The following is a 26,687-nucleotide window of genomic DNA, read 5'->3' as shown; positions in this document are numbered from 1 at the left end:
GAATTCGAGACCATCATCAACCACGAGGCCCCTCAGGCCGCGTGACTAACCCTGTCACCTATCCGTGCACCAGGCCCAACCGAGGAGGTTCCGGTGGGCGGTGACAATGCGGGCCGCACGGACTGTGTGGCCACAGCAGCACGCCGCCGACGAATCCTCCCGGCTGACGGCCGTGCAGAGTAGGCTGCGGTCTCGATGAGCGACCTTCTGCCAAACCTCGACGCCCTGCGGGGCCACCTCGGCGGTGACGCGGCCAGTCAGCAGGACGCCCGCGCCCTGGCCGACGCGATTGCTCAGGCTACGACCGGAAAGGGCGTTGATGATGCCCTCGATGACGTCATCGCCACCTGGCGGCAACCATGAGTCAGATCGCAAGCGCGACCCGATTGGTTTCACTGGAGATCCGCGGATTCAGAGCCTTCGGTACCGAACCTCGCACGCTCGACCTCGACGCCGGGCTAGTGGTGATCCACGCCGGAAATAGCCAGGGCAAGACCAGCCTCGCCGAGGCCATCGAGTTTCTGGTCAGCGGCCGCAGTAGCCGTCGTGAGCTGCTAGGCGGCGCGAAGGCGGAATACAACGACAGCCTGCGCAATGCCCATCTGGCCGATACTGACACCGACGTCTACGTCCAGGCCGTCGTCCGCGACGCTGCGGGAAACGCCCATCGGGTGCGCCGAGAATTGGTCAGTGACTTTAGTCAGGGCACCGAATGCGAGAGCCGACTGCTCGTCGACGGTGCCGAAGCTGCCGACCTCGCCGATGTCGGCTTAGCGCTGGCCGACCCGCCGGTACGTGCACCCGTTCTGCTGCAGCATATTCTGCGCCACGTCCTATCGACCGAGCCCAAGCAGCGCGTCGGCTACTTCAAAGCGCTGCTATCGCTGACCGACTTGGACTACTTCCGTGAACGTGTCCGAGCAGCGCGTGGAAGGGTGGAAGCCGAACACCCTGGTGGGGCGTTGCAGCGCGTTGACGCGCTGACCGCCACTCCCGCATCATCAGCGGCCGCTGCCATCAGTGCGTTGACTAAGAAGCCACTTACCACCGAAGCGGCGCGCACCGCCGTCGGCAAGGCGCTGTGCGCCTCAGGGGGTGCAATCCTTGCTGACTCGGAAGGGATCGAACCCGTCTTCACGACCGTCGATGATCTCGCCCTCGCGCTCAGGGAGGCGCTTGACACCCAGCGTGAGCGCGCGTTCCCACTCTCGGCGATCGCGGTGGCTGAGTTATCCGCTAGTCCGGTCTGTCCAGATCTGGAGCCCTACGTCACCGCGTTGGCCGAATTCGACCAACATACTGCTCGGCTCACACCGGTCCTCGACGCGCTGCTGGGCATCGAGGAGTACGCGCGGCTCGATCACTCTGCGACTTGTCCGGTGTGCGGTACCGAGGGCGCGTTGACCTCTGACCGGATCGAAGCCCTCCGCGATCATTTGCGTCGCACCCGAAAGCTGGGCGAAGTCGCTAAAACCGCCGCTGAGGCTCTCACCACCAAGCGTCACGAACTCGACCAGTTCAACGCCGCGGTGGCCGCGGCGACACCTGCGATAGCGACATGGGCAGACGATCAGTTCGCCGACGCCACCGACGCGTTACGCAGTCTGCAAGTCGACGTTGCACTACTGACCGCCACACGGACCGCCGCCGAGCGCATGGTCATGGCCGCTAACGACCTGGCCACCGCCGTGGCCGCTGGCCGCCGCGCCATTGAAGAGACCAGCGACGCGGTGGCCACACGCCACCCCCTCCCCGAGGGGATCGCCGCCAGCTATCTAGGCATCGATAGCGCGGCGCGTCGACTTCGCGAAGCCAGCGCGAACTACTCCACGCCAGTGGCGGCGTTACGCACCGCCGTCGAAGACGCCGCCCGCGAACACATCAGCATCAGCGGGTTAACCGACTTAGCCGATCTGGTGGCAGTGCGGACGGAACTGATAGCTGATGTCGTCACCGAAGCTATGCGGCAACGCGCCATTCGGCGTCTAACCCGTGCCGAGAAAGCCCTTCGTGACGGTGCCGGCGCCGTCCTCGACGACCGCTTCGCCCAGATGAGTGACACCATCACCAAATGGTGGGCTACCATCCGCCCAGAAGAACTCGTTGGCTTCGGCGGCATAAAGCGCCGCGCCGCTGGCACCTTGTTCGTCAACCTGATCGCTGACCTGCGCGCCGATGCTACTAGCGTCCCTATTGAGCGGGAAGCCCTTGGCGTCTACAGCGATTCGCAACTGAACGCGCTAGGACTGTCGATCTTCTTAGCGCGCACCGAACTGCTGGGTTCTCCCCTCGTCGTCCTCGATGACCCGATCCCCGGCAGCGACGCCGGACACCGACTGACCTTCGTCCAGTACACACTGGGCGCCCTTCTCACGGGCGGCACACAAGTCATCTTGACCACATTTGACAGCAAGCTCGCCGAATGGTCGTACACGAACCACGGCGGGGCTGACTTCCTGGCCTACAAACTCGACCTCATCGACATTCGCGCAGGTACCGAGCCCACTCAGACCACAGACACCTTCGGACAGTTGATGCTCGAAGCTGAAGAGAGTTTGCACGCCCCCACGGCGAAGGGCCGCCGCTCGGCGTGCAACACCATGCGTTCGGCCGCCGAACGACTAGCCAAGCAGATCATCGCCACCGGCATGACCAACGCCGGAACCCCCACAACGGTCACCGACGTCGAGGCCAAGGCCACCCAACTCGGCGACCTGCTCACCTTGCTCTATCCCTTTGTTGTCGAGGGCAATGCAGAGAAGGGGCAGTGGAAGACCTTACCCAAGGTGCTCAACCCCGGCAGTCATGACGACGACGTGCCGTCCAACACCGAACTCAAGGTCGTCTTCGGCAACCTCCGCCGTATCAACACGATCCACCAGAAGCATTGGCCCGGTGGGCTCATCAAATGAGACGCCCTTCCGGAACTGCCGGGCGTCGGTTTCACAACTCTCGCAGCGCACTGTTGGTGCGTGTCGAATGCCGTCGCTGGGGCCGGTCAGACCCACGCCCCAGCAGGGGAAAGAGTTCTCGTGCCAGCCACGTACAACACCGATTGCTATTATCGCTGCATGATCGACGCTGACCGGTGGGGCGCGATCCGCGACCTGGCGGATCGCCAGTTCGGCCTGTTCACCACCGCCCAAGCCCGCCACCTCGGCGTCGCCCCCTACGTACTCGCCCGGCTCGCCGAGCGTGAAGCCATCGTCCGGGTGCACCACGGCGTCTACGAGCTCCCCGAATCCTCGGCCTGGACGACCGTCGGTGACTGGGCGGCACAATGGCTGGCGCTGCACCCCGGCGCCGACATCGAGGACCGCCGCGCCCACCCCGACAGCGTGGTGAGTCACGCCGCCGCCGCCCAGGTCCTGCGGCTGGGCACGATCAATGCATCCGGGCTCGAGCTGAGCAGCCCCCACCGGATCAACGTTCGCGACCCCTCGGTGCGCACATGGCGCCGGCCGATCGGTGCCCGCGGCCGCGACTGGGATCTCGTCGACGGACTGCCGGTGACCACACCCGCCCGTACCGTGGCTGACCTGCTGTTCACCCACGGCGACGGCGGGCACATCGGGACCGCGCTGCACACCTGCCTGAGCGAGTCACTCGTCGACGCCGACGAACTGATCGCAATGTGTGACCGGGCCGCGCCGCGCTGGAACTACGCCTCGGGCGCCGAGCTGTTCGCCTCGCTGCTCGATCAGGCCCAGATGCCGGCCGGGCCGGTGCTGGTCGGCTGATGCCCTATGCGTCCGAAGAGGCCTTCCGCACCGGACTGAGAGCCCGCCTGTCCGCCGAAGCTCGCACCAGCAGGTTCAGCCGCGACGAGCTCGCCCGCGCTGTCACCCTCCAGTTGTTCCTGGCCCGGCTGTTCCGCTCCCCCGACGCCGACCAGTGGATCCTCACCGGCGGCACCGCCCTGCAGTTCCGCGTCCCGACCCAAGCCCGCCCGACCGCCGACGCCGACCTGGCCACCCGCCTCGACGCCGAACACATGCAGCGATCGCTGCGCCAGGCCGTCCAACCCGGCCCCGGCGATTTCGGCGAGTTCGACGTCAGGATCACCGCGACCCGTAGCCCAGGCTTGTTCGCCGGACGTATCCACTACAGCATTGCCGGACAACGGTTCTCCAACGCCAAACTCGACATCGCCACCCACCGGGAGATGCTGCTGCCGCCCGAGATGTTGAGCCCTCACCCCGTGCTCGCGCTCGACGAACTCGACCCCATGCCTGTGATCCGGATGCAAGCCGCAGCCGAAGCGGTCGCCGACAAGGTCGCCGCGCTCTACGAGCTACACGGCACCCACGGCGACACCCCCTCGACCCGCGCCCACGATCTGGTCGACCTCGTCATCCTCGCCCGCACCCAGTCATTCAACGCCGAGCAGCTCCATACCGCGATCCGCCACCAAGAACACCGCCGCGGTCTGACGATCCCGGTGCCGTTGGTCCTGCCCAACCCGACCTGGGAACGTGACTACCCCCAGCACGCCGTCCACAGCGGTTTGCCGGCGAACCTGCACCAGCCCGAAGCCGCGCTCACGGCCGCCAACAGCCTCATCGAACCCGTCCTGACAGGAACGGCCGGGCACGGTCGGTGGAACCCCAACGACGGTGTTTGGACGTCGGAGAGAACGCGCTCGATCGGAGACCTTCTCGGCGACACCCGCGCTCCACGCACGGCGCCTCGAACATCCGAACCCGAGACCTCTACCCGGCCGCCGGAGCCACCGGCAGAACGCTCCCGCGATCACGGACCCGAGCTGTAGCTCTGAACGGGTAGCGGCCGCGGTCCCCCGCATGCAGCAGCGACCTGATGGTGAGACCTCAGGTAGGCGGCTCACGGTAGATCGGGCAGCCGCACGAGGTGTTGCAGGCGAAGCTCCAGGTGGGGTGGGCGGCGTGGGTGTGTACTCCCCAGGGGTGTCCGCATACGCAGGCGGGGAAGTGCTGGCGGTCCCAGCGGTCGCAGAGGTCCTCGACGGTGAGCGTTGCTGACGGGTAGCCCACGGCGCCACGGAAACCGACACACTGGTACTTCGACCAGGTGGGGTCGACCTCGACCGGACAGCCGAGGTAGCCCAGGTCGTGGTTGATGACCAGCCCGTAGTCGAAGGTGTTCTCCCCGCAGCGTCCACACCAGTCCTCACCAGTCGGGACGGGCAGGCCGTCGGGTCGCCCAGCGCGGCGTTGTTCCCACAGCTGGCGCAGGGCCGCGACTTCGGTCTCGAGGCGGCGTTGCTCTTCGATCCGCTCAGCAGTGCCGTCGAGGAGATCGAGCAGGTCGATGTCGTCGTGATCGGATGGTGTGTGGCGGCGTGCCATTGCACAGCTCCCCTCGTCGAGGTCTGGGTGGTTAGTCGGCGGCGTAGATCGGCGTGCGGGTCAGGAACAAGCATTCGCGGTTCTCCTCATCGGCCAGGACGACCCCGATCCCGGTGGTGAGGATTTCGGCGAGACCGAGTGCCCACCTCGACCAGGTCAGATCGACCATGGCGTGCACGTGCTCGATGGGCACCAGCTCGGCGTGGCCGGTCTGCAGCACGCTGGTGGCGAGGATGATCTCACGCGCGCTCGGACTGGCGGCGATGTTGCTGTAGCTCCACGACATGCGATGCCCCTCTGCTGAATGCTGATGCGACCGTGCGACTTCCGGCGATGCGACTGCCGAAAGTATGTACCTCATAGGGTTCACAGTATGTACCCGATAGGGTACAGCCAAGTCATGACCACAACCACCCTCCCCGCGACGGGGATCGCGGTGCCCTCGCCCGGCCAGCAGCTCGACCTGTTCGCCGAAGCGGCCCGCGATGAGCGCGAGACCGCCGAACGTACGACCGGCGTGCCCAGCCTGTATGCGTTGCGATGCACCACGATTGCCGACTACCAACACGCGATGACGCAGTGGAGCCAGGCGTGGCCTGACCTTGCCTGCCTGCGCGACTCGCACGGCTGGCACGTCGCGATCGGTGAATACGCGAGCAGCCGGGAGCCGACCAGCGCGTGCATCCCGATCACCCTGCAAACCGACCTCCGATGCAACCGGACCTCGCACCGCGGCTGCCTGTGCGTGGGTGATCTGGTCTCGCGCAGCTTCTGCCGAGGATGCGGCGGGCACTCCGAGGTCGTCGACGACGACACCGACGCGGCGCTGCTGGGCCTGGACCACTGCTTCCCCGGATGGCGCGACGACCCGATCGTGCCCTCGGCGCCCTACGACGACGGCCCCAAGCGCCGCACCCGCATCAACTGGGAAACCACCGTCACCGAACTGCACGGCACCGACCGTCCCCAGGGCTATCCGATGATCACCCGCCGCGGACCGCACGGGTGGCGAGCCGTGCCGGGCCGGTCACTGTGGGGAGGCTACGACGTCGCCGCTGAAACCCTCGGCCGATGACCGACACCACCGATGGTGGGTGTGCCCGACCTGTCTGCCCGGGCACGGCACGCACTCGCCCTCCCCGGCTCTGGCAAGCTCAACACCACACGATCACCGACCGCCCCCGAGAGGCCCGAATCCATGTCGAGCGACCCGTCCGCCGTCAGCGTTGACGAGACCGCCGTCATGGCCGCCGTCGGTGCGGCGATCGTCGCCCGCCGCACCGAACTCAAGATCAGCCAGCAAGCCCTGGCGCGCACCGTCGGCACCAGCCGGACCTTCCTGCGCGGCATCGAGGCGGGCGAGCGCGCACCGACCGTGGTCACACTCACCCGGATAGCCCGCGCCCTACACACCACCCCCAGCGCGCTCATCGCCACCATCCACTGACGCCGGCTCCACTACATCCGGCGGCGCTGATGCCCGCCCTACGAGGGCCGCAGCCCTCTTGCCTACCGGCATAGTCACACAACCACCCGTTCATTCCCTCGCGTATTTCGTCGCACTTTCTGTGGTGCTTTCCGAATGAATAAAAAGAATCCTCGACGAGAGGAGCGGGTGGGTATTCACCCCTAACAGCAGGTCGAACTACATTCACACGATCCGTGAAATGCGTTGCAGCCCTTGCATATACAGTCCTTTAGGTATAGAATTGAAGAAAGCAAACAGCCACTGAGAGAAAGGTTTACAGAAATGACCATCACCGTGTACACAAAGCCCGCTTGCGTCCAGTGCCACGCCACTTACAAAGCGTTGGACAAGCAGGGTTTGACCTATCAGGTGGTCGACATCAGCGCTGACGACGACGCCCGCGACTACGTGATGAGCCTGGGTTACCAGCAGGCCCCGGTCGTGGTGATCAACGACGGCCAGCAGTCATGGAGCGGATTCCGCCCCGACCGAGTGAAGGCGCTCGCCACCGCCGCCTGACCCGCCAGCCCCCGCAACCGGGTGTCGCACTTGCCGTCGACGACACCCAACCCCACAACGCCGACCAAGGAGACCCAGGATGAGCCGTCCATCCACCACCGACCACACCCAGTGGACCGTCGGTGGCCTCGCGATCGCCACCGACAACGCCTCACTGTGGGCAACCCAAGCCGCAGCGGATCCCGCCGACACCTCCGTGCCCCAGGTGCAGGCCACACTCGCCGACGTCGAGGGCGACCTTGTCGTCAGGATTGCCGTTCCCGCCGGCCTCACCTTCGTGGCCAACTTCGACGAGGGCGTCATCCAGATCACCATGGCCAACATCCATTCCGACTGCTGCCAGAGGTGCGGGGAACACTTCAGCGATCCGCACGCACCGGAATGCGAGATCGGCGCCGCCGAGGAGGCCGCGTTTGCCGCCCAGGACGACACCGCCATGCTCGCCGCCCTCGAAGCCCGCGCCGAACGGCGACTGCGATGAGCTACACCCTCGACGCCGCTCTCGCCGACATCACGGCCACCACCGGGTTGGTGTTCACCCGCACCACCTTCGGCCCGCAGCGCAGCGGGCACCTCGCCTACACCCGCACGCGCGACGCCGTGGTGATGATCGACAACGACTGGCAGGCACTCACCGACGGCGGCGCCGGTGTCTTCGCGCCGAGCAACCCGCGATGGACGCCCGTCCACCCGATCGTCATCGTCGTCTACAAAGACGGTGACCTCACCCGCCTCCCGCTCGTGGAGGTGTCCACCCGCCTCGCCGACATCGATGTGCTTCCCCACCTGCTCGATCAGGCCCTCGAACTGGCTGAGCGCGCCCGCCGGGAGTACGGCCACTTCCTCGGCTATGACTACGACGGCCGCGGCGACACCACACGACGCCACCAGGCGGTGTGAGCCATGCCCGCCGAGACCCCACCCGACCCGTCGGTGAGCGCCGCCGCTCACGACGACGCGGCGCTCGCTGATGGCCACGGGTGGGCCAGCGACACCGGCCACGCCGAGGTCCTGTTGCTCTCGGCACTGCTGTGGGCCACACCCGCCCACCACGACGACCTCACTGACATCGTCGGCCTGGTCCGCGCCGAGGACTTCTACGTGCCCGCCCACGGCGAACTGTTCACGATCATCGCCGACCTCATCGCCGACGGCGCCCGCCGCGCGCACGACGCCACCACCGTCGCCCACGAACTACGCCGCCAAGGACGCGCGGCCACCCTCGGCGCCGAGCACCTCACCCGTGCGCTCGTCGCGGCGACCGCCGCCGGCGCCGACGGCATCCAGGCACGCCACTACGCGGCAATGGTCGTCGCCGATGCCTACCGCCGCCGCTACCGCGCCGCCGGAGACGGCATCACCCACGCCGCCGACCACCTTCCCGAGGTCGAACTGTGGGACTACATGTGCGCCCACGGCATCGCACTGCGCGAGCACCGAACCCGCCTGTCCGCCCTACGCCCGAACTGAGACATCGAAAGGAACACCGCCATGCCCACCACCGACATCCGATACCCGGCCGCCGACCTCGCCAAGCTCCACGCCGACGCCTACACCCTGCGTCACGTCGACAACCTCACCTGGGACCAAGTCGCCGCCGCTCTCGATGAACCCGTCGCCGTCGTCAAGGACTGGGCGCAGACCTACATCGACCGCACTGACGCCGCCGCCGCCGAACAGCAGATGTCGCTGTTCGACTGACTCTTCGGCCACCAACTTTCACCAACAGACGGCCGTCGCACCCACACCAGAAGATTCCTCCGCGTCATCGCCGCGGAGACCTGTCCGGCGTCGGTCCCCTATGCCAGGCTTGCAGGTATGTCCCACACCGCCGAGCAGCTGCAAACCCTCGTCGTGGCGTGCGAACAGTTTCGCGGCGCCACCGCGCCGGACGGTTACCCCGACGGACTTGCCCTCTGCGTGATCGACAGCGTGCAGTCCACGGGCGTCACATACAGCAGCGTGGAGAACGTGATCGCCCGCTACCGTGCCTACCGCCGCGACCAAGGTGGCGATCCGAACCGCGACGGTGTTCGTGACTTGCTAGCCACCTTCGACGAACTCGAAGGACCGCAGGGATGGGCGGCGACGATCGGCAACAACAACAGGACGTCCACTCGCGGCCGCGCGGTGTTGAAGTCCGAGGCGATCCGAGACGCGGCCCAAGTGCTGGACACCGCGGGGATCGTTGACACCGCCGGCTTTCGTAAGGTCGCCATGGACGAGGTGCAGCTGGCGCAAATCAGAGTGGGCTGGTGCGCGATAGTGGGTCAACGCAGCGGGATCACGTGGCACTACGTGCAGATGCTCGCTGGCATCCCAGGCGTCAAGCCTGACCGGATGATTTGTCGATTCGTCGCCGACTCGTTGAAGGTCGCTCGCCGTAGTGTCACGCCGCCCTTTGCCTCGGACATCTTGACGGCCGCAGCCAACCAGATGGGCATCTCGCCCACCGACCTCGATCACGCGGTGTGGCAGTTTCAGCGGAGCCGCAACTAGCGATCCGCGGTGACTCGAACTAGCCAGCTGCACCGACGTCGTCGAGGTGCTGACGGACGATCTCGAGATCCCGCGCCCGGTCGCGCACGATCCGCCGGGATTTCACCGTGAACACAAACTTCTCGATGACCACCAGGCGCAACCCATGCTCAGGGATCAACATGCGCTTGCGTTCGTCGTAGAGTCGGCGCTGCTGGCCGCGACCGACCCCGGATACGGTGTGCCGGCGGTCGAAGAACGCAGACGGCTGCGAGTGCTGTTCCTCCTGGAACTCGACGGCGAGGTTCAGTTCTCGCCAGAACCCGTCGACGGGGAGCATCGCCCCACGGGGTAGTCGAGGCGAGGGGTCGCCGCGCAGCCAGTCGAACCGTGCCTGACGGATTCCAAGAACCCCGAGGATCTCGTCGCACAGGTCGAGGACGTAGTGCTCGTCGGAGGCTCTGCGATCAACCATGAGGCGAATTCTGCACTGAACCGGACTAACACAAGGAGGGTCTCGGGTTCAGAACAGGCCGAGCTGGTCGGCGGCCGCGGCCGGTACGGGTTGGAACAGCCGATGCGCGTGGTCGGGGTCGCCGCCGTCACGCAAGTACGTGCGCAGCATGATCGAGCGCGCGGCGCGGTCGATGGCGGTGGTTGGTCGTGATCCGCGGTGGCGGCCGAGGCCGACGGCGTAGGTGAGGTTGTTGGTCTGGGTGCCGATGCGCACGTGTGCGGAATCGACGCGCACGCACAGTGGTTCGTTGCAGTAGTGCTCGCCGATGTCGGCGGCGTCGGCGCCGAGGTCGGGGTGCACCAGCAGCAGCGCGAAACGGTGCGCACTGATCGCTCGTTGGCGGTTGTTTCGGCGGAAGGTGAATCGGCCGTACCCGTCGGGGGAGCTGATCGCGCCGATCCAGTACCAGCAACCACGGGGTGTGAGTACGACGTGCTGCCAGAAGTGTTGCTCGGCGCGAGGATCGGGCATCAGCGTCGGGTCGGTGACCACGCCCGGCGACGGTGTTGGGGTGCCGACCGCCAGGTGGGTGGCCGGCGCCGCGAACAGGCCGAGTTGATCGTGGTCAGGGTCGACGCTCATGGCCGAACCGTAGAGCCCTAGGCCGACATCACCGCGGGATCGGATGGCTCGGTGCGGGTCTCGTCGGTGGCCGCGGCCGGAGTGGCCGGGGTCGGTGTTGGCTCCGGGCTGGGGGTGGCCTTCTTGGTCCCGACGGACAGGCCCGCCTCGCGCAGCAGCGTCTTGGCTTTCGCGGCACTGATCTCCACGAGATCGGCCGCGCCACTAACACTCGGCGATCGCGGCGAGCGCGGTGGCTTTCGCCTTCGCTGACCGCTCGGTGATCACTCGCAGTTCCGCTTCGGCAGCGGCGAGTTCGGAGTCGGCTTGCAGGAACTCGGCGATGTTGGCCTCGTTGGCTTCCATCACCCGCAACTCGGCTTGGAGTCTGCGTTCGAGTTTCGCGCGTTCCTCGGCTCGACGCGTCTCCAACGCCCCGAGGGTTCGTTTGCGCGCAGCAGCGCGCGCCTGACTGGCAGTGAGTTTTGAATTGTTCGACGGCATACCAGCCACGATAACGCCGGCCAACGCCCCCTCGCCACCGCCACACGCCCGCTCTCGGTGCACTTTTCACCCTCACTCCCCCCAGCTTCGCCACCGTTTCCGCCTTCCCAGTCCCGCCCATCGACCTCCTCACCTGCACCAACACCCCGAACCGCCCCCGCACCACTCCTCACCGCATGTACCCACAACCTCTTTAACTCCCACACACCTCTTGCATTCCGGATGCGTCTGACGAAATATGGGCGTATGACCGGGACTTCGCAGCACGCACGCTTGTGCGAACACTGCGGCCATCCTGTGCCCCACACCGGGCGGGGACGACCTCGCCGGTACTGCTCACAGGCTTGCCGGACAGCGGCATGGGCGCGTCGAAAAGACGCCACACCCGAACCTCTCCCCCAGATTTCGGAGGCGATCAGCGCCGTCCTGAACTCGCCCACCGCCACGACCGAGGTCCTAGCCGGGCTGACCGCCCAACTGCGGTCGGGGGAACGCTCCGGTGCCGCGAACAATGACCTGATCCGAGCCTTATTGGGTGCCTACGATGCGGCGATCAGCCAGGCAGTGACCGCCAACCCGATGGCTCCAACCCAGCCACCTTCGGACGGTTCGCACCTGTGACGGCGACCATCCACAAGCTGACCGCAGGCACCGGCTACGAGTACCTCACCAAGCAGGTCGCGGCGATGGATGCGACCGACAAGGGCAAGGTATCGCTGTCGGACTACTACTCGGCGAAGGGTGAAAGCCCCGGCGTGTGGATGGGATCTGGACTGGCCGGGCTGAGTGACCTCACGCTTCCTCACATGTCGGTTTCGAACACTCTGACCTTGGCCGATGAGGCCGCATCAAGCGCGGCCACTCATCCAGCCCGCACCTTCCTGGAGGTGTCGCCGGGATCGGTGGTGAGCGCAGCCCAGATGCGTGCGCTCTACGGTGAAGGACGCCACCCGAACGCCGATCAGATCGAGCGCACGTGCGTCGAGTCGGGAATGTCGGCCGCCGCAGCGCTCCAACCGACCAAACTCGGCGCCGAGTACGCGGTGTACCGCGACCATCCCGACTTCGTGCGGGAGTTGGCGCGCAGGTTCGTCGACCACAATCTGGCTCGCAACGAACCGTGGGATGCGCCCCTCGAAGCCGAGGACAAGGCCCACCTGCGAACCGAACTTGGCCGAGAGCGATTCTCACGCGAGTACGCGCGACCGCCTCGCGACGAGCGCGAACTTGCAGGCTTCATTGCTCGCCAAACACGTCAAAAGCAGTCCGCGGTCGCCGGCTACGACATGACGTTCAGCCCGGTCAAAAGTGTGTCAACCCTCTGGGCGATCGCGCCCCTACCTATCGCCCGTCAGATCGAGGACGCCCACCGTCGCGCGGTCTCCGACGCGATCACCTTTCTCGAATCACAGGCATGCTTCTCACGCCTCGGCGCCGACGGCGTGGCCCAGGTCTCCACACACGGACTGATCGCAGCAGCCTTCACCCACCGCGATTCCCGCGCAGGCGATCCCGACCTGCACACGCACGTCACTATCGCCAATAAAGTGTGCGTCACCGACCCGTCGGGGGTCACCAAATGGATGGCTCTCGACGGTCGCCCGTTGTACAAAGCGGTCGTCAGTGCCAGCGAGGTCTACAACTCGCGCTTGGAGGCCTACTGCGAGCAGCAATTGGGCGTCGTCTTCTCCGAACGCCCCAGCCTTGACACCCGCAAACGCCCCGTCCGCGAGATCGAAGGCATATCACCGGAACTGATGCGCCGATGGTCCTCACGTCGGGCCGTGATCGAAGCACGCACGGCCGAACTGGCACACCAGTTTCAGCAGGATCATGGTCGTGAACCCACCTCGACAGAAGCGTTCGACCTCGCCCAGAAGGCCACCCTCGAGACCCGTGACCGCAAGCACGAACCGCGATCACACGCAGAGCAACGGCAGGCATGGCACGGTGAAGCGGCCGCAATGTTGGGAGGCGAACGTCAACTCACCGACATGGTTCGAGGAGTCACCGACCGCCACGCTGAGCACGATCAGATACCGCTGCGCGGGACGCCTCTCACAGCGTCTGAGAGTGCGATGCTCGCCGAATCTGTGGTCGCCGTGGTGTCAACGGGGCGCGCCCGCTGGCAGCGCCCTCACCTGCGCGCCGAAGCCGAACGCCAGCTGCGTTCACACCCCACCATTCGGTTTGGCACGCACGCCGACATCACTGCCGCCGTCGACGCGATCGTCGATACGGCGGTCTCACGCGAACATGCCGTCGCGGTATCTACCGATGCCCTCGATGGTGAACGATCAGAACCGGGGGTGTTGCGTCGCGCCGACGGCGTGAGTGTCTTCGTCCGACACGACACGGCCCTGTTCACCACACAAGAAATCCTCGCCGCCGAGCAGCGAATCGTCGTCGCCGCCCGGCGCACCGACGGCCGACGAGTCGACGCACGCACCGTCGACTTGGCGCTTCTCGAACAGGCTGCCAACGACCGCGAACTCAACGCCGCCCAGACAGCGATGGTTCGCGCTCTCGCCACATCCGGACGGCGAGTGCAAGCGGTACTCGCTCCTGCCGGAACCGGCAAGACCACCGCAATGCGCACGCTCGCATCGGCATGGACCGACGGTGGTGGCGCGGTGTTGGGTCTCGCTCCCACTGCTGCCGCCGCCACGGTGCTTCGCGAGGAACTCAACACTCCCACCGAGACGCTCGCCAAACTCGTCCATACCGTGAACGGAATGCGTTTCGACGCCGCCGTCGACCGCGCCCATACCGATCCGAACGCCCTGACCCGCCTCGACATCAGTAGCCACGATCGCGCCCGTATCCGCAGCATTCTGCGCGGCAGCACTACGCATCGGCGTACTCAGATTCCGGACTGGGTGCGCGCCATCGGTCCGGACACATTGCTCGTGATCGACGAGGCAGGAATGGCGGGTACGCGTGAGCTTGATGCCGCCGTCGCGTACGTGTGCGCTCGTGGTGGAAGTGTCCGTATGGTCGGCGACGATCAGCAGCTCGCCTCCATCTCGGCCGGTGGTGTGCTTCGCGACGTGGCCCACGAATCAGGGGCGATCACCCTCTCCCAAGTGGTGCGCTTCTCCGACCCCGCCGAAGGTGCAGCATCCCTAGCCTTCCGGGAGGGAGACCCCGCCGCTCTCGGCTTCTACGCCGACCACCACCGCATCCACATCGCCACTGATGAGGTTGCAGCCGAGCACGCCTACACGTCATGGGTTGCCGACCGCAGCGACGGACACGATGCACTCATGTTGGCCTCGACCCACGAGGTGGTCAACACCCTCAACGAGCGTGCCCGTGCCGATCGTTTGGCAGCCAACCCCAATGCTCCGCGAGGCTCTGTCGCCCTCTCGGATGGATTACGCGGTGGCGTCGGCGACATCATCTGCACGCGCCGCAATGAACGATCCCTACGCACCTCTGCTACTGACTGGGTGCGCAACGGCGACCGCTGGGAGATCGTAGAACTCCACGTCAACGGATCGTTGACGGCCCGAAACCTGGACACCCGACGACAGATCACGTTGCCCGCACGCTACGTGTCCGATCACGTCACCCTCGGGTATGCGTCGACCATTCACGCCGCCCAAGGCATGACCGCTGACACCTGCCACGTCGTCGGCTCCGACACGCTAAGTCGACAACTGCTTTATGTCGCGATGACGCGTGGACGCCACGGCAATCACATCTATTTATCAACGGCAGAAACCGATCCACATAACCTCACTACACCCAAAGCGCGGCACCCGAAAACAGGTATCGAAGTCCTCGAAGCAGTTCTCGCCCGCGACGATGCCCAACAATCGGCAACAACTGCCGCCCGCGAAGCGATCGATCCGTTCCAGCGGATCACCCGCGCCGCGAGCGCATACGACTACGCCGTCGGCGCCGCCGCCGAACACCGACTCGGCCACGATGCGATCGCAACGCTCGAACGTGGAGCGGACGGCCTGTTCGCCCGTCTGCAGCCCACCGACCAACGCCGACTCTCCGAGCAGCCCGCTTGGCCGGTCCTGCGTCATCACCTCGCAATGATCGAACTCACCAGCGGTAACGCCCTCCACGAGCTGGAGGAGGCGATCGTCTCCGGTGAAACCACCACCGCCCTCGATCTGGCCGCCGTACTGGACTGGCGTCTGCCAGCCGCGACCGGCGGACCGCTCCCTTGGCTTCCCACCGTCCCACCGTCCTTGGCCAGCAACGACGTTTGGGGCGACTACCTGGCAGGTCGCGCCGAACTCGTCGCCGACCTGGCCGCCGCTATTGGGGACACCGCGCGCAGTTGGGATGCCAGCACCGCACCCACCTGGGCGCGTCCTTACGTCCTCGCAGCCGCCGACCCCGCTCTAATCGCTGACCTCGCGGTATTCCGCGCGACCACCGCCGTCGACGACCATGACCGCCGCCCCACCGGCCCAGCCCATCCCTCGATGCGCACTCGCGCCCACCAGAACACCCTCAACGAACGTGCCGCACGGGTCGTGATCGAGTCCGACTCCCTGCGACGGTGGGAACCACTGGTGGCCCAGATCGACAGCCACATCACCGCAGACCCGTACTGGCCTGAACTCGCTGACCGATTCAGTACCGCCGCGCGCGCCGGAATCGACGTCGACGCCCTTGTGCGGCGCGCTACCAGCGAACCGTTACCTACCGAAGTTCCTGCCGCCGCCCTCTGGTGGCGCCTGGCTGGCGAACTCGCACCCGCCGCAGTTGCCGCTACCGATACAGGCATCCGGCCTGACTGGATCAACAGCCTCGCCACAATCGTCGGCGATCAGGCTGCCGAAGCAATCATTGCCGACCCGGCATGGCCGGGGCTGGTCACCGCGGTCGACGCCGCCGACCCACAGCAGTGGACACTCGTGGAGCTACTCGGCGTGGCCGACGAAATGCTGCACAGCGGGGCCGAGGACGGCCACGTCCGGCTCGACGAGTACGCCACGGTGCTGGCCTGGCGAGTCGACCTGCTCGTGCGCCACTCCACCGGCGTCGCCTACGACGCACCCCCACCGCCAGACGACACGCTCGACCCCGACACCGAAGAGGCGTACGCCGCGCAAGCGGGGCTGGACCCGCTCGACCCCTGGAGTGCGCCACCCGAGCACATAACCTCACCCACCGACGCCGAGGCCGGTACTGCCTATGTCGTCGACGAGGATGCCTACCTCGATGCCCTTCTCGCCAACGAACCACCGGACGAAGACGTTATCCGCACGTTCGACGATCACGCCGACTCCGACCTCGACGAATGGGACGCCCTCACCGCCACAGCGCCGACCTCCGACCGACTGGCACCGCCCACCGATCTCGCAGAGTGCATCGCACTGCGCTACGAACTCAGCGCTCAGCTCGCTGAAGCACAATCAGCCGCGGCCACGCTCCGTCAGGAAATCGACAACGACACCAGCCCACACCTGCGTGCCGCCATACCCACCGTCACGCAGATGCGCCACGTCGCCGACCAACAGCGCGTCGCAGAAGTCGACCTCGAGAACCTTCGCCACGAGCGCACCCGCCTCGAGTGGGAACTGGAGAACATCGACGCCGACATGGCCGAGGCACGCCGCAGCATCACACAACTTGACACCGACAACACCTCCCCTAGTGAGGTTGCCGATCCGCTCAGCGACGCCGAACCCGCCGACATCACCGCGCTACGGCTTCAACTACGCATCCGCGACCTCACGTGGCAGAGAGAACGACTATCGGCAGACCTCGACACCCTGGACACCGAATACACCACCGCCCAGGACAACCTCGCCCACGCCGTCGCAGAATCCGGTGGAGTGCGCATCACCAGCAACGAAGTCGACTTCTTCCGATGGAGCGCCGAAGCACTCGACCTCGAAGACCTCAACGACCTTCGACGCACCATCGCGACCCTCACCGACCGCGTATGGCGCGTCGACCTCCGACTGGCACACCGCCACGCCGCCACCGAAACTGTGCTGGCTCAACGCAATAGCCACGTCATGCCGCCCACCGAAGTGGACAACGGCACGCCCGCCGTGGTCGACCTCGAACATGACATGCCCCGCGTCGACACCCAGCTCCAGTCCTGGCTCGAGAAAGATCCTGTGCGCATGCTCACCGACGAGGCTTTGGCTCGCCGGCTCGCAGCCCTCCAACGTAAACGTCAAGGCGCCCTCACCGATCTCGCGCCACGTCGCCGCACCGTCGGGCGAGCCGATGCGGTACGTGCCGAGCACGCCGCCCTCCAGGACACCGCACAACGCATCCAGGCAGCACTGGCCCTACGGACACAGGTCGAGCACGTGGATGCCCGACTCCAGCACGTGCAGAATGCGCTCGATGCGTTGCCTACCCCGCCACGACGAGGCCGGGCAGCCAAGAACGCTTACGCAGAACAACACGCACGGCTCGATACCGAACTCCAAGCGGCCCAGCACGACAAGGAGGCTGCCGTCGCGTCGGCCGACGCCGCCGCCACGGCAACAGGAATCCCAGCGCACCAGTGGTCGTCGGTCCTCACACGCGCCGCGGACTCAGACCTACTCACCACCGAACTTGAGGCCGCTCACCGCGCCGATCGCGCCGAGACCGATGCGTACACCACCGCAATCCGTAACCGTGATAACGCAAGCGCTGACATTCGGAGCAGTCGCGCCGAATGTCAGCGCCGCGCAGCGCTCGATCCCGACCGGCGCGCGGCCGAGGACACACTCAGGTCGGCTGCCAAGACCTCCACACGGTTGACGCCCGCAACTGCAACTCCGATCGGTCCTCCTAGTGCTGCGGTCCAGCCCGCACCTTCACCTTCACCCACCAGGGATCGTGGTGAAGGTGCGGGACTATGACACAGGCAGTGAAGTGCTGTAGCTGGCGGGAGCTCGCCACCACATTCGATCGGCGGCCGTCGCACCAAGCAGCAGCACGAATGCCGCTGCACCAAATACCCATCCAGATCGGTCGCCGAACAACGGGCCACGTATGTCACAGATGACGTGGGCAACGATCAGCGCTACCAGCAGCCGCGGATCGCGCCACCGCCAGTACACGACAGCCGATACCACGGCCCACGGCGCCAACCACCAGACACCCAGAACTCCGTAGTACAGGTGGTACGCCAGGCGCATCGCAACCAGGACCGGGAGTGCTACCCAAGGGCGGACCCGCAGGTATCGCAACACGGTGACTGCCACAGCAAGCACGATGACCTCTTCGCCAACACCAGCCTGAACGGCGGTTGCCCACGCAGCCACCGGCGAGTAGTGGGTCGCATATCCGTTCATCGCATCCCACCGCTGTAGCAGAGGAATCAACACGAGATCGGCAAGCGCGTAGCACGAGAGCACCGCGCCCACCGCTCCTAACACCGTCGGCGTAGACGGTCGTCGGTCCTGTGCCCACGGCCACTGACCGACCCACACCTGTGGCCGAACGCGAACAACCGCAACAGCCGCGAATGCGGCGAACACCACCGCCATCGCAGTCTGTAGATAGATGATGTCAGGCACTGCACCGCGTGTCGGGGCCACCAGCACGCGGTTTCGATCCCCCACGTGAGCGAGTGATGTCCAGATGCCGTTGCCGTACACCGCGCCGTAGGCGAGGCCCAACGCGAGGACCGCGATCGCTTGTCGCCGCCGCCGATTCCACCACAATCGAGCAGAGCCACCTGGGGGAAGCGGCGCTAACGGTGATCCGTCACTGATAGCCATGTGGCGACTTTTAGAAGTGAGAATTCAGGAGGAGTCGGACGATCTCTGCGGCGGCGCGCACTACTTGGGCGCACGCCGCCACAATCACCCACTTGGTCGGGTTTCTGCGGTGTGGTTCCAACACTGTGCTCACTTCCTCTCCGTGGTCGCGGTGACGCGTGTCTTCGCGGCATCTTGCAGTGTTTTTCGGTCGATGGTGCTGAATGGTTCGCGTAGTGCGCGGTGGTAGCGCCGCTGGTAGACCCCAGGAGGAAGCTTGGGATTGGCTACTCGCTGGATACGAGTGAGTAACAGGTGTTCGCGGTTGAGTTCGTTGAAACCGCGTTCGGCAGTCCGCTCAGAAATCCCGTACCACTCGAAGGCTCTGTCGAGTGCCATCTCGAAGGACTGGTGACCGTCGCCTTGGGTTTCTTTCAACGCGATCAGCAACATCGCTTTACCCGGCAGACGAAGGCGATCCGCATACCCGTTGGTCCAATACTCATGCGGTACAACGAAGTAGCCATCGCGCTCCTGCGCGTCGCTCCCAGCCTTGATCCACGGGTTTCCGGAGGCGTCTTCCCTCAGTGGCGTGAGAATCACGCGGTGACCATCGCGGCGACGGCTGATCAGGGCCATGTCTTCGAGAGTGCTGAAGGCCTTCGACGCGGTAGGTGTCGAGCATGGTCGTCGGCCGCTCAATAAGTTCGCCCACGTGCCCATCGGGTACGGCTCGTTCTCGAGGATGGGTTGTAGCGCGTGCAGGAGCAGGAACGCGTCGAGTGCGCGTTCTTGGCGACTAGTGACGAACCTGGCGAGGACCGACGGGCGGATCTTGGCAGCTTGGGGGTGCTGCACGAACGTGTTCCGGATAGGGCAAAACCCGCGGCGTGCCTTGTCGAGAAGTTCTGCCCGAGCGCCTTGCGGTGTCAGCTTAAGTTGATCCTCAAGCCCCGCGAACGGATTGGTGGGGTCGTCGTTGCTCATGAAGCTGAACATACGCTCTCAGGCTACAACGATCCACTACTGCCAGTCAGCTGAATATTTCCCTCTCAGGTGCCGTCATGAAACACCGATGCGAACCCTATGCGACACCTTGATGAAACAGCTGATGAAACGGCTGAATAGTACGTGCGCCGAGCGGCCAAACGTTCTGGTGACAGGGTGCAGTGGTCGAGGTTCCCGGAACAAAGTCACACCACTTTCGTGGTTGATCGAGGCACTCACGTTTCGAGTCCCGGCGTGGGGATCGAGCGCAGCGGGGCGACATTGTGGCGGCGATCGTCGTGGGCGTCAGCGGGCATCGGCTCGGAGGTCGTAGCGTTGCTTGGCCGCCGTGTGTCGCTGAGGAGTTCGCTGATGCTGCGTCCTTCGGGCGCGGCGGGAGCGGGTGTTCCCGCTTCGGGAGTTGGTGCAGCGAGCAGTGCCGCAGCGGTGCGGGCGGCGTCGCGGCGTTGGGCGATCATGGCGCGCATGTCGTCAACGGTGTCGTAGCCAGACTGTTTGAGTAGTTCGGGCGTTGGGTTGAGTTCCAGGCTCCAGCCCGCGGTGCGTCCGTTGAGGAGCATGCGTTCTTTGCGAGCTTCGTCGGCGGCGAGGGCTTCGGGTGAGTTCGCAGCGTCGCGTAGTTCGCGTTGCAGTGTCGTCAGTTCCTCGATCATGTCGTTGAGCTCGTGGATGCGGGGAAACTCGACCGTGGGAGTGGCCTCGAGTTGGTCGAGGCGCGCTTGGGCTTGTTCGAGTTTCCATTGGCCGTCGTCGAGGGCGCGATCTGCGTCGGTGACCAAGCCGATGAGTTGTTTCATGTAGCCGGCGTTGTAGGCCGAACGTGCTGCTGCGGAGCGGTCACCCCCTGTGACCTTGTCGCTGTTGAACAGGCGGTCGAGGTCGAAACGTCGTTCAGGGACTGGGAGGTCGCCGAATGTGACCCATACCTGGTCGACTGTTTGTGGCCTGGTGACCTCGATAGGGTGTCCAGCGATGGAACCGATCGTCATGGAGTCACGCATACCCATGCCGCGATCTTTGAGTAGTGCCGCCGACTTGCGGAGTTCCTCGACGAGTGCGGCTGAGGCTTTAACTCGATCGGTGTAGGTGACCTCACCGATGTCGATCGTGAAGTGGTCCTTATCGGCGGCTGCCCAGGTGTGCAGTGGTGTGAGCGCGGTGTCGAGGGTGGCGAGCCGTTCAGCCATCGTCGGGACTTCCCAGCGCAGCCTTTTGAGGTCACGTTCCATTGAGCGTTGCTCGGAGAAGTGACTGTCGGCCTCTGCCTGTAGCTCACCTACCGCCGCGTCGAGTTCGACCTGCCGCAGATAACGGGGGTCGCCGGTGGCGATCGCTTTGGTGGTGGCTGCCGATTCGGCCATGTCGTCGGCGAAGATGTTGGGCATCCGTCGCAGGCTGCGATCGGCTGTCCGGCGAGATTCGAGGAAGGCGGCTTTGCGGTGGATGGTCTGCCACATCACCGTGTCGTAGGTGCGTTCGGCGACGTACTCGCGGTTGAAGAACACCGCATTCTGGTTGCCCTGTCGTTCGGCTCGCCCGATGCGCTGCTCGATGTCGTCGGGTTTCCATGGGGCGTCGATGTGGTGGGTGGCGGTGGCTCGGGCTTGAATGTTGGTGCCGGTACCCATCTTTGGTGTCGAGCCGAGTAGCACGGACACCTTGCCGTTGCGGCAGGCTTCGAACAATGCGGCCTTGTCGGTAGCCTTCGGGTAGTGGTGAATGTAGCGGATCGCGTCGGGGTCCATGCCGCCTGCGATCAGCTCGTCGCGGATCTCGTCGTAGAGGGAGAATGATCCGTCCGGCTTCGGGGTGGAGCGATCACAGAAGGCGATCTGCACACCGCCGGTTACCGGTGATTGATTCCCGAATTTGTCCAGGTAAACAGCGTTTTTCGTCTCGTTGTGGATTCTGAGCATTTCTTGCGCGACCACCCAGGGGCGTCGCTGGTCAGGGTGAGGTTCGCGGTCGAGTCCAGCGATCTGCGCCGACAAGCTCACGTTGCGGCCGTCGTTGGCGACTTTGAGCGAGTTGTCGATCTTGGGGTTCATTGACCGCATCCGGTCTGAGCGGTCCCCAAGGTCGTGAATGAAGTCCATGACCTCTTCGGCGGGGGTGTAGCTGATGACGCGGCTGTCCTTTTCGGGCAGCGTCGCGGGCACCTGCTCGCGGGTGACGACATCGGTGAACATCGCCGAAATCGCGATCATGTCACCAGCGTTCATATAGTCAGCGACCCTGGTGCGGGCATACAGTCGGGTGCCCGACGAGTTGAGCTCGACGCGGGTGACGGTGGTGGTGAAGTTCTGGCCCCACGCCTCCAAACGTTCGACACCGGCATCGGCCAGTAGATCGGGCCGCAGGTAGGTTTGCCACACCCATTCTTCTGCCATCGAGTTCGAGACGGGGGTGCCGGTGGCGAAGGTGGCGACGCGTTCGACGTAAGCGCCCTCTCCCACACCACGTTTGGCGGCCTCCGATCGCCGCATCTCACGCAGATAGGCGAGCTTCATCGAGAGATCGGTGGCCTGATCCGATCCGCTGAGCGCCAGTTCCTCAATGCCGCACTCGCGGGCAAGGTTCTTGAAGTTGTGAGCTTCGTCGATGAACAGGTAGTCGCATCCTGAGGCCTCGAATGTCAGGCCCAGATCGGCCTTGTTCGCGGCCTCGTCCATAGCTTCTTCGAGTTTCTCTTCGAGCTTGGCTTTGGCGGCCTCGAGCCGTTTGATGGAGTCGTCGGTCTCGAGGTCTCCATTGAGCTGGTCTTCGAGGTCAGAGAGCTTCGTGGTGATGTGTTGTGCTCGGGTGGCCGGATCGACCCCGACTCGTTTGAACGCGCTTAGCGGCACGATCACTAGGTCCCAGTCCTGGGCAGCGGACTGGGCGATCAGCAGTCGACGGCCGTCGGCGTCGGTGGCTGAACCACCAGAGAGGATCTTCGCACCTGGATACCACTGTCCGGCTTCGCGTGTGAATTGCTCGATGATGTGGTTGGGCACCACAATCCACGGCTTGCTGACCAAACCGAGACGGCGTAGCTCCATCGCCGCCATGATCATTGTGCCCGTCTTGCCCGCGCCCACCACATGATCGAGCAGGGTCGTCGGCTCCGCGCAGATACGCGCGACAGCGTTGCGTTGATACGGGTAGGGCTTGAAATCTGGTCCCAGCCCAGGGAATTGCTTGGCCGATCCGTCATAGGTGGGTGCGACAGTCGAGTTGAACAACTCGTTGTAGCGGGCGGTCAACCGATCGGACCGGTCGGGATCGGTGAATAACGCCCACTGCTCAAACTCTTGGGCCATGCGGCGCATCTTCGCGCCGGCCGCACGACTGGCGGCGTCGTGCATCGCATCCCCACCGGTCCGCTCCCGGTACTCCTTGGACTTGTTGATCTCTGGTGGACGACCGTTGAGCAGATCGGTGAACATCTGCGCATACGAATAGTGGTTTCCTCCGGTGCCGTCGACGTTCTTGCGCATCCCGGCATAGGCGACGCCGCGCCGTTCGGCTTCGGGGTCTTCGAAGTTGAAGCCTTCCCGTGAGGTGGTGTGCGCCTTGGGTACCACACCCCACTTCAGTTCTTCGGCTTGCAGTCCCGCATACGGGTCGATATCAATCGACCACGTGCCGTTGGCGTAGTCAATGCGCACCGCGGCATCGGGTGGGATGTTGAACGTCTCCCGCAAGAAGCGCCGGTAGTCGTCACGTTCGATCCACGTCACTCCAGGTTGTACCGAGATTGACGCGGCCGGGACAGGTGCGGGCATCACCGCGGTCAGGTGTTCGACGTTGACGCGATAGCGAGGATCGACCGCCGCCATGTCGGTGGCCTCTGCGAGCTTCCGGCGCACATTGCCCGACAGATACCGGGTGGCCGGAACCCACACGTCAGGGTCATCGAGGGTACGAAACGCCAACCCTGTTGCGCTTAACTGGGTTTCGACGTCCTCCCGTGTGGTGTCGAGCAGAGTCGCCACCCGATCGAGGTCCAAGACCGCGCCCTCGTCGAGGGTGGCGGCTACCGCGTCTTCGATGCCCTCGATCTGGTGGCTCAGCTGACGATCCACCAACACATCACCATGGAAGATGGCCGCCTTGCGCGCCGTTTGTGTCTCGTCGTCAAACTCCTCAAGAGCGAGCACCGTGGCGAACGTTGGGTCTTGACGCAACGCCTTCCCCAGATGCGGCCACGTCTTGTAGCCGCTGTTGGTGGTGTCCCACGCCTGAGTGTCGAAGTCGTAGGCGACATCTGCGGGGATGGGGTCCTCAGCGGTGAGGTGTTCGGTGCGCCGATACTCTGCGACGAGCTTTGTCAGTCGCTTGTCGTGCTGACGTTGGGTGGTCGCGCGCGGCTCATTCCACTTGTACCGGTTGATGAGTCCGTAGGTGGACACGTAGTCGTCGTAGGCCGAGTTGAGCGCAGAGCGTGCCGCCTCACGGTCCGCGACGGGCAGTTGCTCGCGCTGAGACTCGATCACTTGCGCGGTCAGGTCACGCAACTCCAGCAGGGCTGCCCACTCCCGAATCTTCGACTGCCGCAGCTTCGGCACCTGTTCCCAGTCGGTACCGGACCACGACACGATCTGCTCGGAGGAAGTGTCATGTCGCAGCTGCCCGACTGCGAAGTCCGACACCACTCCCGGCTCCTCGCGGACCAGTCCGCGCCGCAGATCGGTTGCCACGACCCCTCGTAGCGAATCCCAGTCGGCATCGAGCATCAGATCGCCACGACGGGCACGGGCGATACTGTCTGCCAGTTGACCACGCACAGCGTCAGCGATCTCGGCAGCTTCCGACGGCCCGTCGACGTGGACCTGCGGTGAACCATGCACCCCTTGCCCGTGACGTAGCGTGCCGAGAATGCGTGAGTCGTAGGTGGCGAAGTACTGGTTGATGTGCTCGGATTCGGCGACGTCGTTTAGGCCGTACACCGCGACCGGGGCGGTCTGTAAGAACAACCGGGTGTCCTCACTCATCGCACGCCCGGCTTCGCGGCGTCGTAACACCACAATGTCGGTGACCACATCGGTGCCGGCCACCCGTGAGAAGGCTTTGGACGGCAGCCGGACCGCGCCCACCAGATCACCGAGCGCCGCCATCTCTTTGCGCGCCCGATTATCGGTGGCATCCATCGTCCACCTGCTCGTGACGACCGCCACGTAGCCACCCGGTGCGGTCAACGCCAGCGACTTGAGGATGAAGTAGTTGTGAATGGTGTGGCGAGACTGGTTGTGTACCGGATCGTAGGGGCGGTGCGTGCCGAAAGGTACGTTGCCGATCGTCGCTGCGAACGAATCGGCGGGCACCCGTGTGTCTTCGAAGCCCTCGTTACGGATCTGCGCATAAGGATGCAATGCTGCGGCGACCTCGGCGGTCGTCGAATCCAGTTCGACGCCGACCATCTGTGCCCCTTCGGGCGCATACGCCAGGAAGGTGCCCGAGCCGCATCCCGGTTCTAGCACGCGACCTGAACGGAACCCCGAGTCCCGCAGGGCATCCCACATGGCGCGCGCGATCTGCGGGTCGGTGTAGTGGGCGTTGAGAGTGTTCCGACGAGCCTGCCCCCACGCCTGGGTGCTCAGCATCTCGCGTAACTGAGTGCGCTCTGTGGACCATTCAGGCTTGCGCGTGTCGAAGATGTCGGGCACAGCGCCCCACCCCGACCATCGGGCAAGCACTTGTTGCTCGTCAGGGGTGGCGTAGCGGTCCTGTTCACGCAGATCGGTGATCACCTCGATCGCAGCCATATTGGCCCGTGCTCTCGACTTCGCTCCCGACGGCGGCAGCACAGGTTCGCTCGGTGCGAACCGTGTGGGGGTGCCCGCCGGGCCGACAACGCCCGCCGCCGCAACCGATTGAGCCGACACATCAGGACCAGTGGTGAGCGCCGCCGTCGAGACGCCCTCAGCCTCGGCGACCTCCTCGACCGGGGCATCGCCTGGCTCGGAGGTCACGTCGACGACAGCCTCATCAGATGGTGTCTGCGGTAGTGCTGGGTCGACCACCGTGTCGTCGCCCGCTGTGACACTCGTATCGGTGGACGTACCGGCGGCGTGTGGCCCTGGATCGTTGTCGGCCGATGTGCCCAGGGGTGGATCGGTGAGAAGACGGTCGACGATCGCCGCTTCCTGCTCCGTTAGTGGGCGGAGTCTGGCGTCACGGGTCTGCCCGGTCAACCAGTCGGTGTGTTCTTGCCACAACCGGGCATATACACCGTTATCGAGATCGGCCTGCGCCGCGCGCCGCGTGTCGTACTGACCCCATCGGCTGCGATTGGTGCCGTCGGCGTCGACGACAATCCAGTGCCGGTCTCCGCTCTTTTCCACACGAAACGTTGCCGGTGGGTGCAGCAGATGATCGCGCGCAGCGCGTTCGAATCCGCTCAAGTGAGCCTTGTGAAATGCCTCTCGCCGCGCCGTTCCCGACTCTTCCACCGGGAAATTTGCCTGCGGCGCTGCGATTTCGGCGGCGTCGGCATCAAGACGTAGCGTCACGTGCGCTCGTCGACTTCCCTCATCGGGCGTCGTGTCCGCGGTGGACACGACGTCGCGGGGTGGCTGTGGCAGCGGCGTAGCGCCGGGATCGACAGCGGCCGGATCGATGGGTGCGCTGCCGTCCTCAGC

22 protein-coding genes are annotated in these 26,687 nt (G+C 65.1%); 13 read left to right on the top strand and 9 right to left on the bottom strand.

Annotated elements, in window-relative coordinates; translation table 11 throughout:
• The first annotated feature begins 195 nt into the window (after positions 1-195).
• The 4 genes from A5766_RS24465 to A5766_RS16310 all read left to right on the top strand — a co-directional run bounded on the left by A5766_RS24465 (position 196) and on the right by A5766_RS16310 (position 4,771).
• Positions 196-363, top strand: a complete 168-nt coding sequence (locus A5766_RS24465; protein ID WP_156527493.1) for a hypothetical protein — start codon at positions 196-198, stop codon at positions 361-363.
• A gap of 23 nt (positions 364-386) precedes the next feature.
• Positions 387-2,912, top strand: a complete 2,526-nt coding sequence (locus A5766_RS16320; protein ID WP_197501501.1) for an AAA family ATPase — start codon at positions 387-389, stop codon at positions 2,910-2,912.
• 159 nt (positions 2,913-3,071) lie between these two features.
• Positions 3,072-3,740 carry a type IV toxin-antitoxin system AbiEi family antitoxin domain-containing protein gene (locus A5766_RS16315; protein ID WP_064905512.1) on the top strand — a complete coding sequence of 223 codons (669 nt, stop codon included), beginning with the start codon at positions 3,072-3,074 and terminating at the stop codon, positions 3,738-3,740.
• Complete coding sequence (locus A5766_RS16310) at positions 3,740-4,771, top strand: nucleotidyl transferase AbiEii/AbiGii toxin family protein (RefSeq protein ID WP_064905510.1); 1,032 nt, start codon at positions 3,740-3,742, stop codon at positions 4,769-4,771. Before A5766_RS16315 ends, A5766_RS16310 begins: the two co-directional genes overlap by 1 nt.
• A gap of 58 nt (positions 4,772-4,829) precedes the next feature.
• Here the strand turns inward: A5766_RS16310 and A5766_RS16305 are convergent, their stop codons facing one another.
• Together A5766_RS16305 and A5766_RS16300 are read right to left on the bottom strand one after the other, a co-directional pair.
• Entirely contained in the window at positions 4,830-5,327 is a 498-nt protein-coding gene (locus tag A5766_RS16305; RefSeq protein WP_064905508.1) for a hypothetical protein, read from the bottom strand.
• Positions 5,328-5,358: 31 nt separating this feature from the next.
• Positions 5,359-5,688 carry a hypothetical protein gene (locus tag A5766_RS16300; protein ID WP_231894678.1) on the bottom strand — a complete coding sequence of 110 codons (330 nt, stop codon included), beginning with the start codon at positions 5,686-5,688 and terminating at the stop codon, positions 5,359-5,361.
• Positions 5,689-5,727: 39 nt separating this feature from the next.
• On the opposite strand from A5766_RS16300, the gene A5766_RS16295 reads away from it, so the two are divergent.
• The 8 genes from A5766_RS16295 to A5766_RS16260 all read left to right on the top strand — a co-directional run bounded on the left by A5766_RS16295 (position 5,728) and on the right by A5766_RS16260 (position 9,813).
• On the top strand, positions 5,728-6,402 hold the full coding sequence (locus A5766_RS16295) for a DUF6349 family protein (protein ID WP_064905505.1): 675 nt from the start codon (positions 5,728-5,730) through the stop codon (positions 6,400-6,402).
• A 123-nt stretch (positions 6,403-6,525) separates the two neighbouring features.
• Positions 6,526-6,774 carry a helix-turn-helix domain-containing protein gene (locus A5766_RS16290; protein ID WP_064905526.1) on the top strand — a complete coding sequence of 83 codons (249 nt, stop codon included), beginning with the start codon at positions 6,526-6,528 and terminating at the stop codon, positions 6,772-6,774.
• 303 nt (positions 6,775-7,077) lie between these two features.
• Positions 7,078-7,314, top strand: a complete 237-nt coding sequence (gene nrdH, locus A5766_RS16285) for a glutaredoxin-like protein NrdH (RefSeq protein WP_064905503.1) — start codon at positions 7,078-7,080, stop codon at positions 7,312-7,314.
• A gap of 79 nt (positions 7,315-7,393) precedes the next feature.
• Positions 7,394-7,795, top strand: a complete 402-nt coding sequence (locus A5766_RS16280) for a hypothetical protein (protein ID WP_064905501.1) — start codon at positions 7,394-7,396, stop codon at positions 7,793-7,795.
• On the top strand, positions 7,792-8,214 hold the full coding sequence (locus A5766_RS16275; RefSeq protein WP_064905499.1) for a hypothetical protein: 423 nt from the start codon (positions 7,792-7,794) through the stop codon (positions 8,212-8,214). The genes A5766_RS16280 and A5766_RS16275 overlap by 4 nt, the downstream gene beginning before the upstream one ends.
• A gap of 3 nt (positions 8,215-8,217) precedes the next feature.
• Entirely contained in the window at positions 8,218-8,784 is a 567-nt protein-coding gene (locus tag A5766_RS16270; RefSeq protein WP_064905497.1) for a DnaB-like helicase N-terminal domain-containing protein, read from the top strand.
• Positions 8,785-8,805: 21 nt separating this feature from the next.
• On the top strand, positions 8,806-9,015 hold the full coding sequence (locus A5766_RS16265; RefSeq protein WP_064905495.1) for a hypothetical protein: 210 nt from the start codon (positions 8,806-8,808) through the stop codon (positions 9,013-9,015).
• Between the two features lie 117 nt (positions 9,016-9,132).
• Positions 9,133-9,813, top strand: a complete 681-nt coding sequence (locus A5766_RS16260) for a hypothetical protein (protein WP_064905493.1) — start codon at positions 9,133-9,135, stop codon at positions 9,811-9,813.
• A 19-nt stretch (positions 9,814-9,832) separates the two neighbouring features.
• Here the strand turns inward: A5766_RS16260 and A5766_RS16255 are convergent, their stop codons facing one another.
• The 4 genes from A5766_RS16255 to A5766_RS16245 are packed head-to-tail and all read right to left on the bottom strand — an operon-like array spanning position 9,833 to position 11,374.
• Complete coding sequence (locus A5766_RS16255; protein ID WP_064905491.1) at positions 9,833-10,267, bottom strand: hypothetical protein; 435 nt, start codon at positions 10,265-10,267, stop codon at positions 9,833-9,835.
• A gap of 48 nt (positions 10,268-10,315) precedes the next feature.
• Positions 10,316-10,891 carry a hypothetical protein gene (locus A5766_RS16250; RefSeq protein WP_064905489.1) on the bottom strand — a complete coding sequence of 192 codons (576 nt, stop codon included), beginning with the start codon at positions 10,889-10,891 and terminating at the stop codon, positions 10,316-10,318.
• 17 nt (positions 10,892-10,908) lie between these two features.
• Complete coding sequence (locus tag A5766_RS24460) at positions 10,909-11,079, bottom strand: hypothetical protein (protein ID WP_156527492.1); 171 nt, start codon at positions 11,077-11,079, stop codon at positions 10,909-10,911.
• Between the two features lie 16 nt (positions 11,080-11,095).
• Positions 11,096-11,374, bottom strand: coding sequence for a hypothetical protein (locus tag A5766_RS16245; protein ID WP_064905487.1), 279 nt, complete (start codon positions 11,372-11,374; stop codon positions 11,096-11,098).
• 617 nt (positions 11,375-11,991) lie between these two features.
• On the opposite strand from A5766_RS16245, the gene mobF reads away from it, so the two are divergent.
• Positions 11,992-18,213, top strand: a complete 6,222-nt coding sequence (mobF, locus tag A5766_RS16240; RefSeq protein ID WP_156527491.1) for a MobF family relaxase — start codon at positions 11,992-11,994, stop codon at positions 18,211-18,213.
• Here mobF and A5766_RS16235 read toward each other — a convergent pair.
• From A5766_RS16235 to A5766_RS16225, 3 genes are all read right to left on the bottom strand, one after another.
• Positions 18,208-19,077, bottom strand: a complete 870-nt coding sequence (locus A5766_RS16235; protein ID WP_156527490.1) for a CPBP family glutamic-type intramembrane protease — start codon at positions 19,075-19,077, stop codon at positions 18,208-18,210. The two genes, mobF and A5766_RS16235, sit on opposite strands and share 6 nt — an antisense overlap.
• Positions 19,078-19,206: 129 nt before the next feature.
• Positions 19,207-20,043, bottom strand: coding sequence for a hypothetical protein (locus tag A5766_RS16230; protein WP_064905522.1), 837 nt, complete (start codon positions 20,041-20,043; stop codon positions 19,207-19,209).
• Positions 20,044-20,279: 236 nt separating this feature from the next.
• On the bottom strand, positions 20,280-26,558 hold the full coding sequence (locus A5766_RS16225) for a helicase-related protein (RefSeq protein WP_064905484.1): 6,279 nt from the start codon (positions 26,556-26,558) through the stop codon (positions 20,280-20,282).
• Positions 26,559-26,687: the final 129 nt, after the last annotated feature.

Origin of the sequence: Gordonia sp. 852002-51296_SCH5728562-b (genome assembly GCF_001665475.1) — a bacterium.
Lineage (GTDB): Bacteria > Actinomycetota > Actinomycetes > Mycobacteriales > Mycobacteriaceae > Gordonia > Gordonia sputi.
This window is presented reverse-complemented; position numbering and strand designations above follow the sequence as displayed.

Bases quoted from the DNA above. Each gene is read 5' to 3' on its own strand.
- A5766_RS24465 (WP_156527493.1), top strand. From the start codon at position 196: ATGAGCGACCTTCTGCCAAACCTCGACGCCCTGCGGGGCCACCTCGGC.
- A5766_RS16315 (WP_064905512.1), top strand. From the start codon at position 3,072: ATGATCGACGCTGACCGGTGGGGCGCGATCCGCGACCTGGCGGATCGC.
- A5766_RS16310 (WP_064905510.1), top strand. From the start codon at position 3,740: ATGCCCTATGCGTCCGAAGAGGCCTTCCGCACCGGACTGAGAGCCCGC.
- A5766_RS16305 (WP_064905508.1), bottom strand. From the start codon at position 5,327: ATGGCACGCCGCCACACACCATCCGATCACGACGACATCGACCTGCTC.
- A5766_RS16300 (WP_231894678.1), bottom strand. From the start codon at position 5,688: ATGAGGTACATACTTTCGGCAGTCGCATCGCCGGAAGTCGCACGGTCG.
- A5766_RS16295 (WP_064905505.1), top strand. From the start codon at position 5,728: ATGACCACAACCACCCTCCCCGCGACGGGGATCGCGGTGCCCTCGCCC.
- A5766_RS16290 (WP_064905526.1), top strand. From the start codon at position 6,526: ATGTCGAGCGACCCGTCCGCCGTCAGCGTTGACGAGACCGCCGTCATG.
- nrdH (WP_064905503.1), top strand. From the start codon at position 7,078: ATGACCATCACCGTGTACACAAAGCCCGCTTGCGTCCAGTGCCACGCC.
- A5766_RS16280 (WP_064905501.1), top strand. From the start codon at position 7,394: ATGAGCCGTCCATCCACCACCGACCACACCCAGTGGACCGTCGGTGGC.
- A5766_RS16275 (WP_064905499.1), top strand. From the start codon at position 7,792: ATGAGCTACACCCTCGACGCCGCTCTCGCCGACATCACGGCCACCACC.
- A5766_RS16270 (WP_064905497.1), top strand. From the start codon at position 8,218: ATGCCCGCCGAGACCCCACCCGACCCGTCGGTGAGCGCCGCCGCTCAC.
- A5766_RS16265 (WP_064905495.1), top strand. From the start codon at position 8,806: ATGCCCACCACCGACATCCGATACCCGGCCGCCGACCTCGCCAAGCTC.
- A5766_RS16260 (WP_064905493.1), top strand. From the start codon at position 9,133: ATGTCCCACACCGCCGAGCAGCTGCAAACCCTCGTCGTGGCGTGCGAA.
- A5766_RS16255 (WP_064905491.1), bottom strand. From the start codon at position 10,267: ATGGTTGATCGCAGAGCCTCCGACGAGCACTACGTCCTCGACCTGTGC.
- A5766_RS16250 (WP_064905489.1), bottom strand. From the start codon at position 10,891: ATGAGCGTCGACCCTGACCACGATCAACTCGGCCTGTTCGCGGCGCCG.
- A5766_RS16245 (WP_064905487.1), bottom strand. From the start codon at position 11,374: ATGCCGTCGAACAATTCAAAACTCACTGCCAGTCAGGCGCGCGCTGCT.
- A5766_RS16235 (WP_156527490.1), bottom strand. From the start codon at position 19,077: ATGGCTATCAGTGACGGATCACCGTTAGCGCCGCTTCCCCCAGGTGGC.
- A5766_RS16230 (WP_064905522.1), bottom strand. From the start codon at position 20,043: ATGAGCAACGACGACCCCACCAATCCGTTCGCGGGGCTTGAGGATCAA.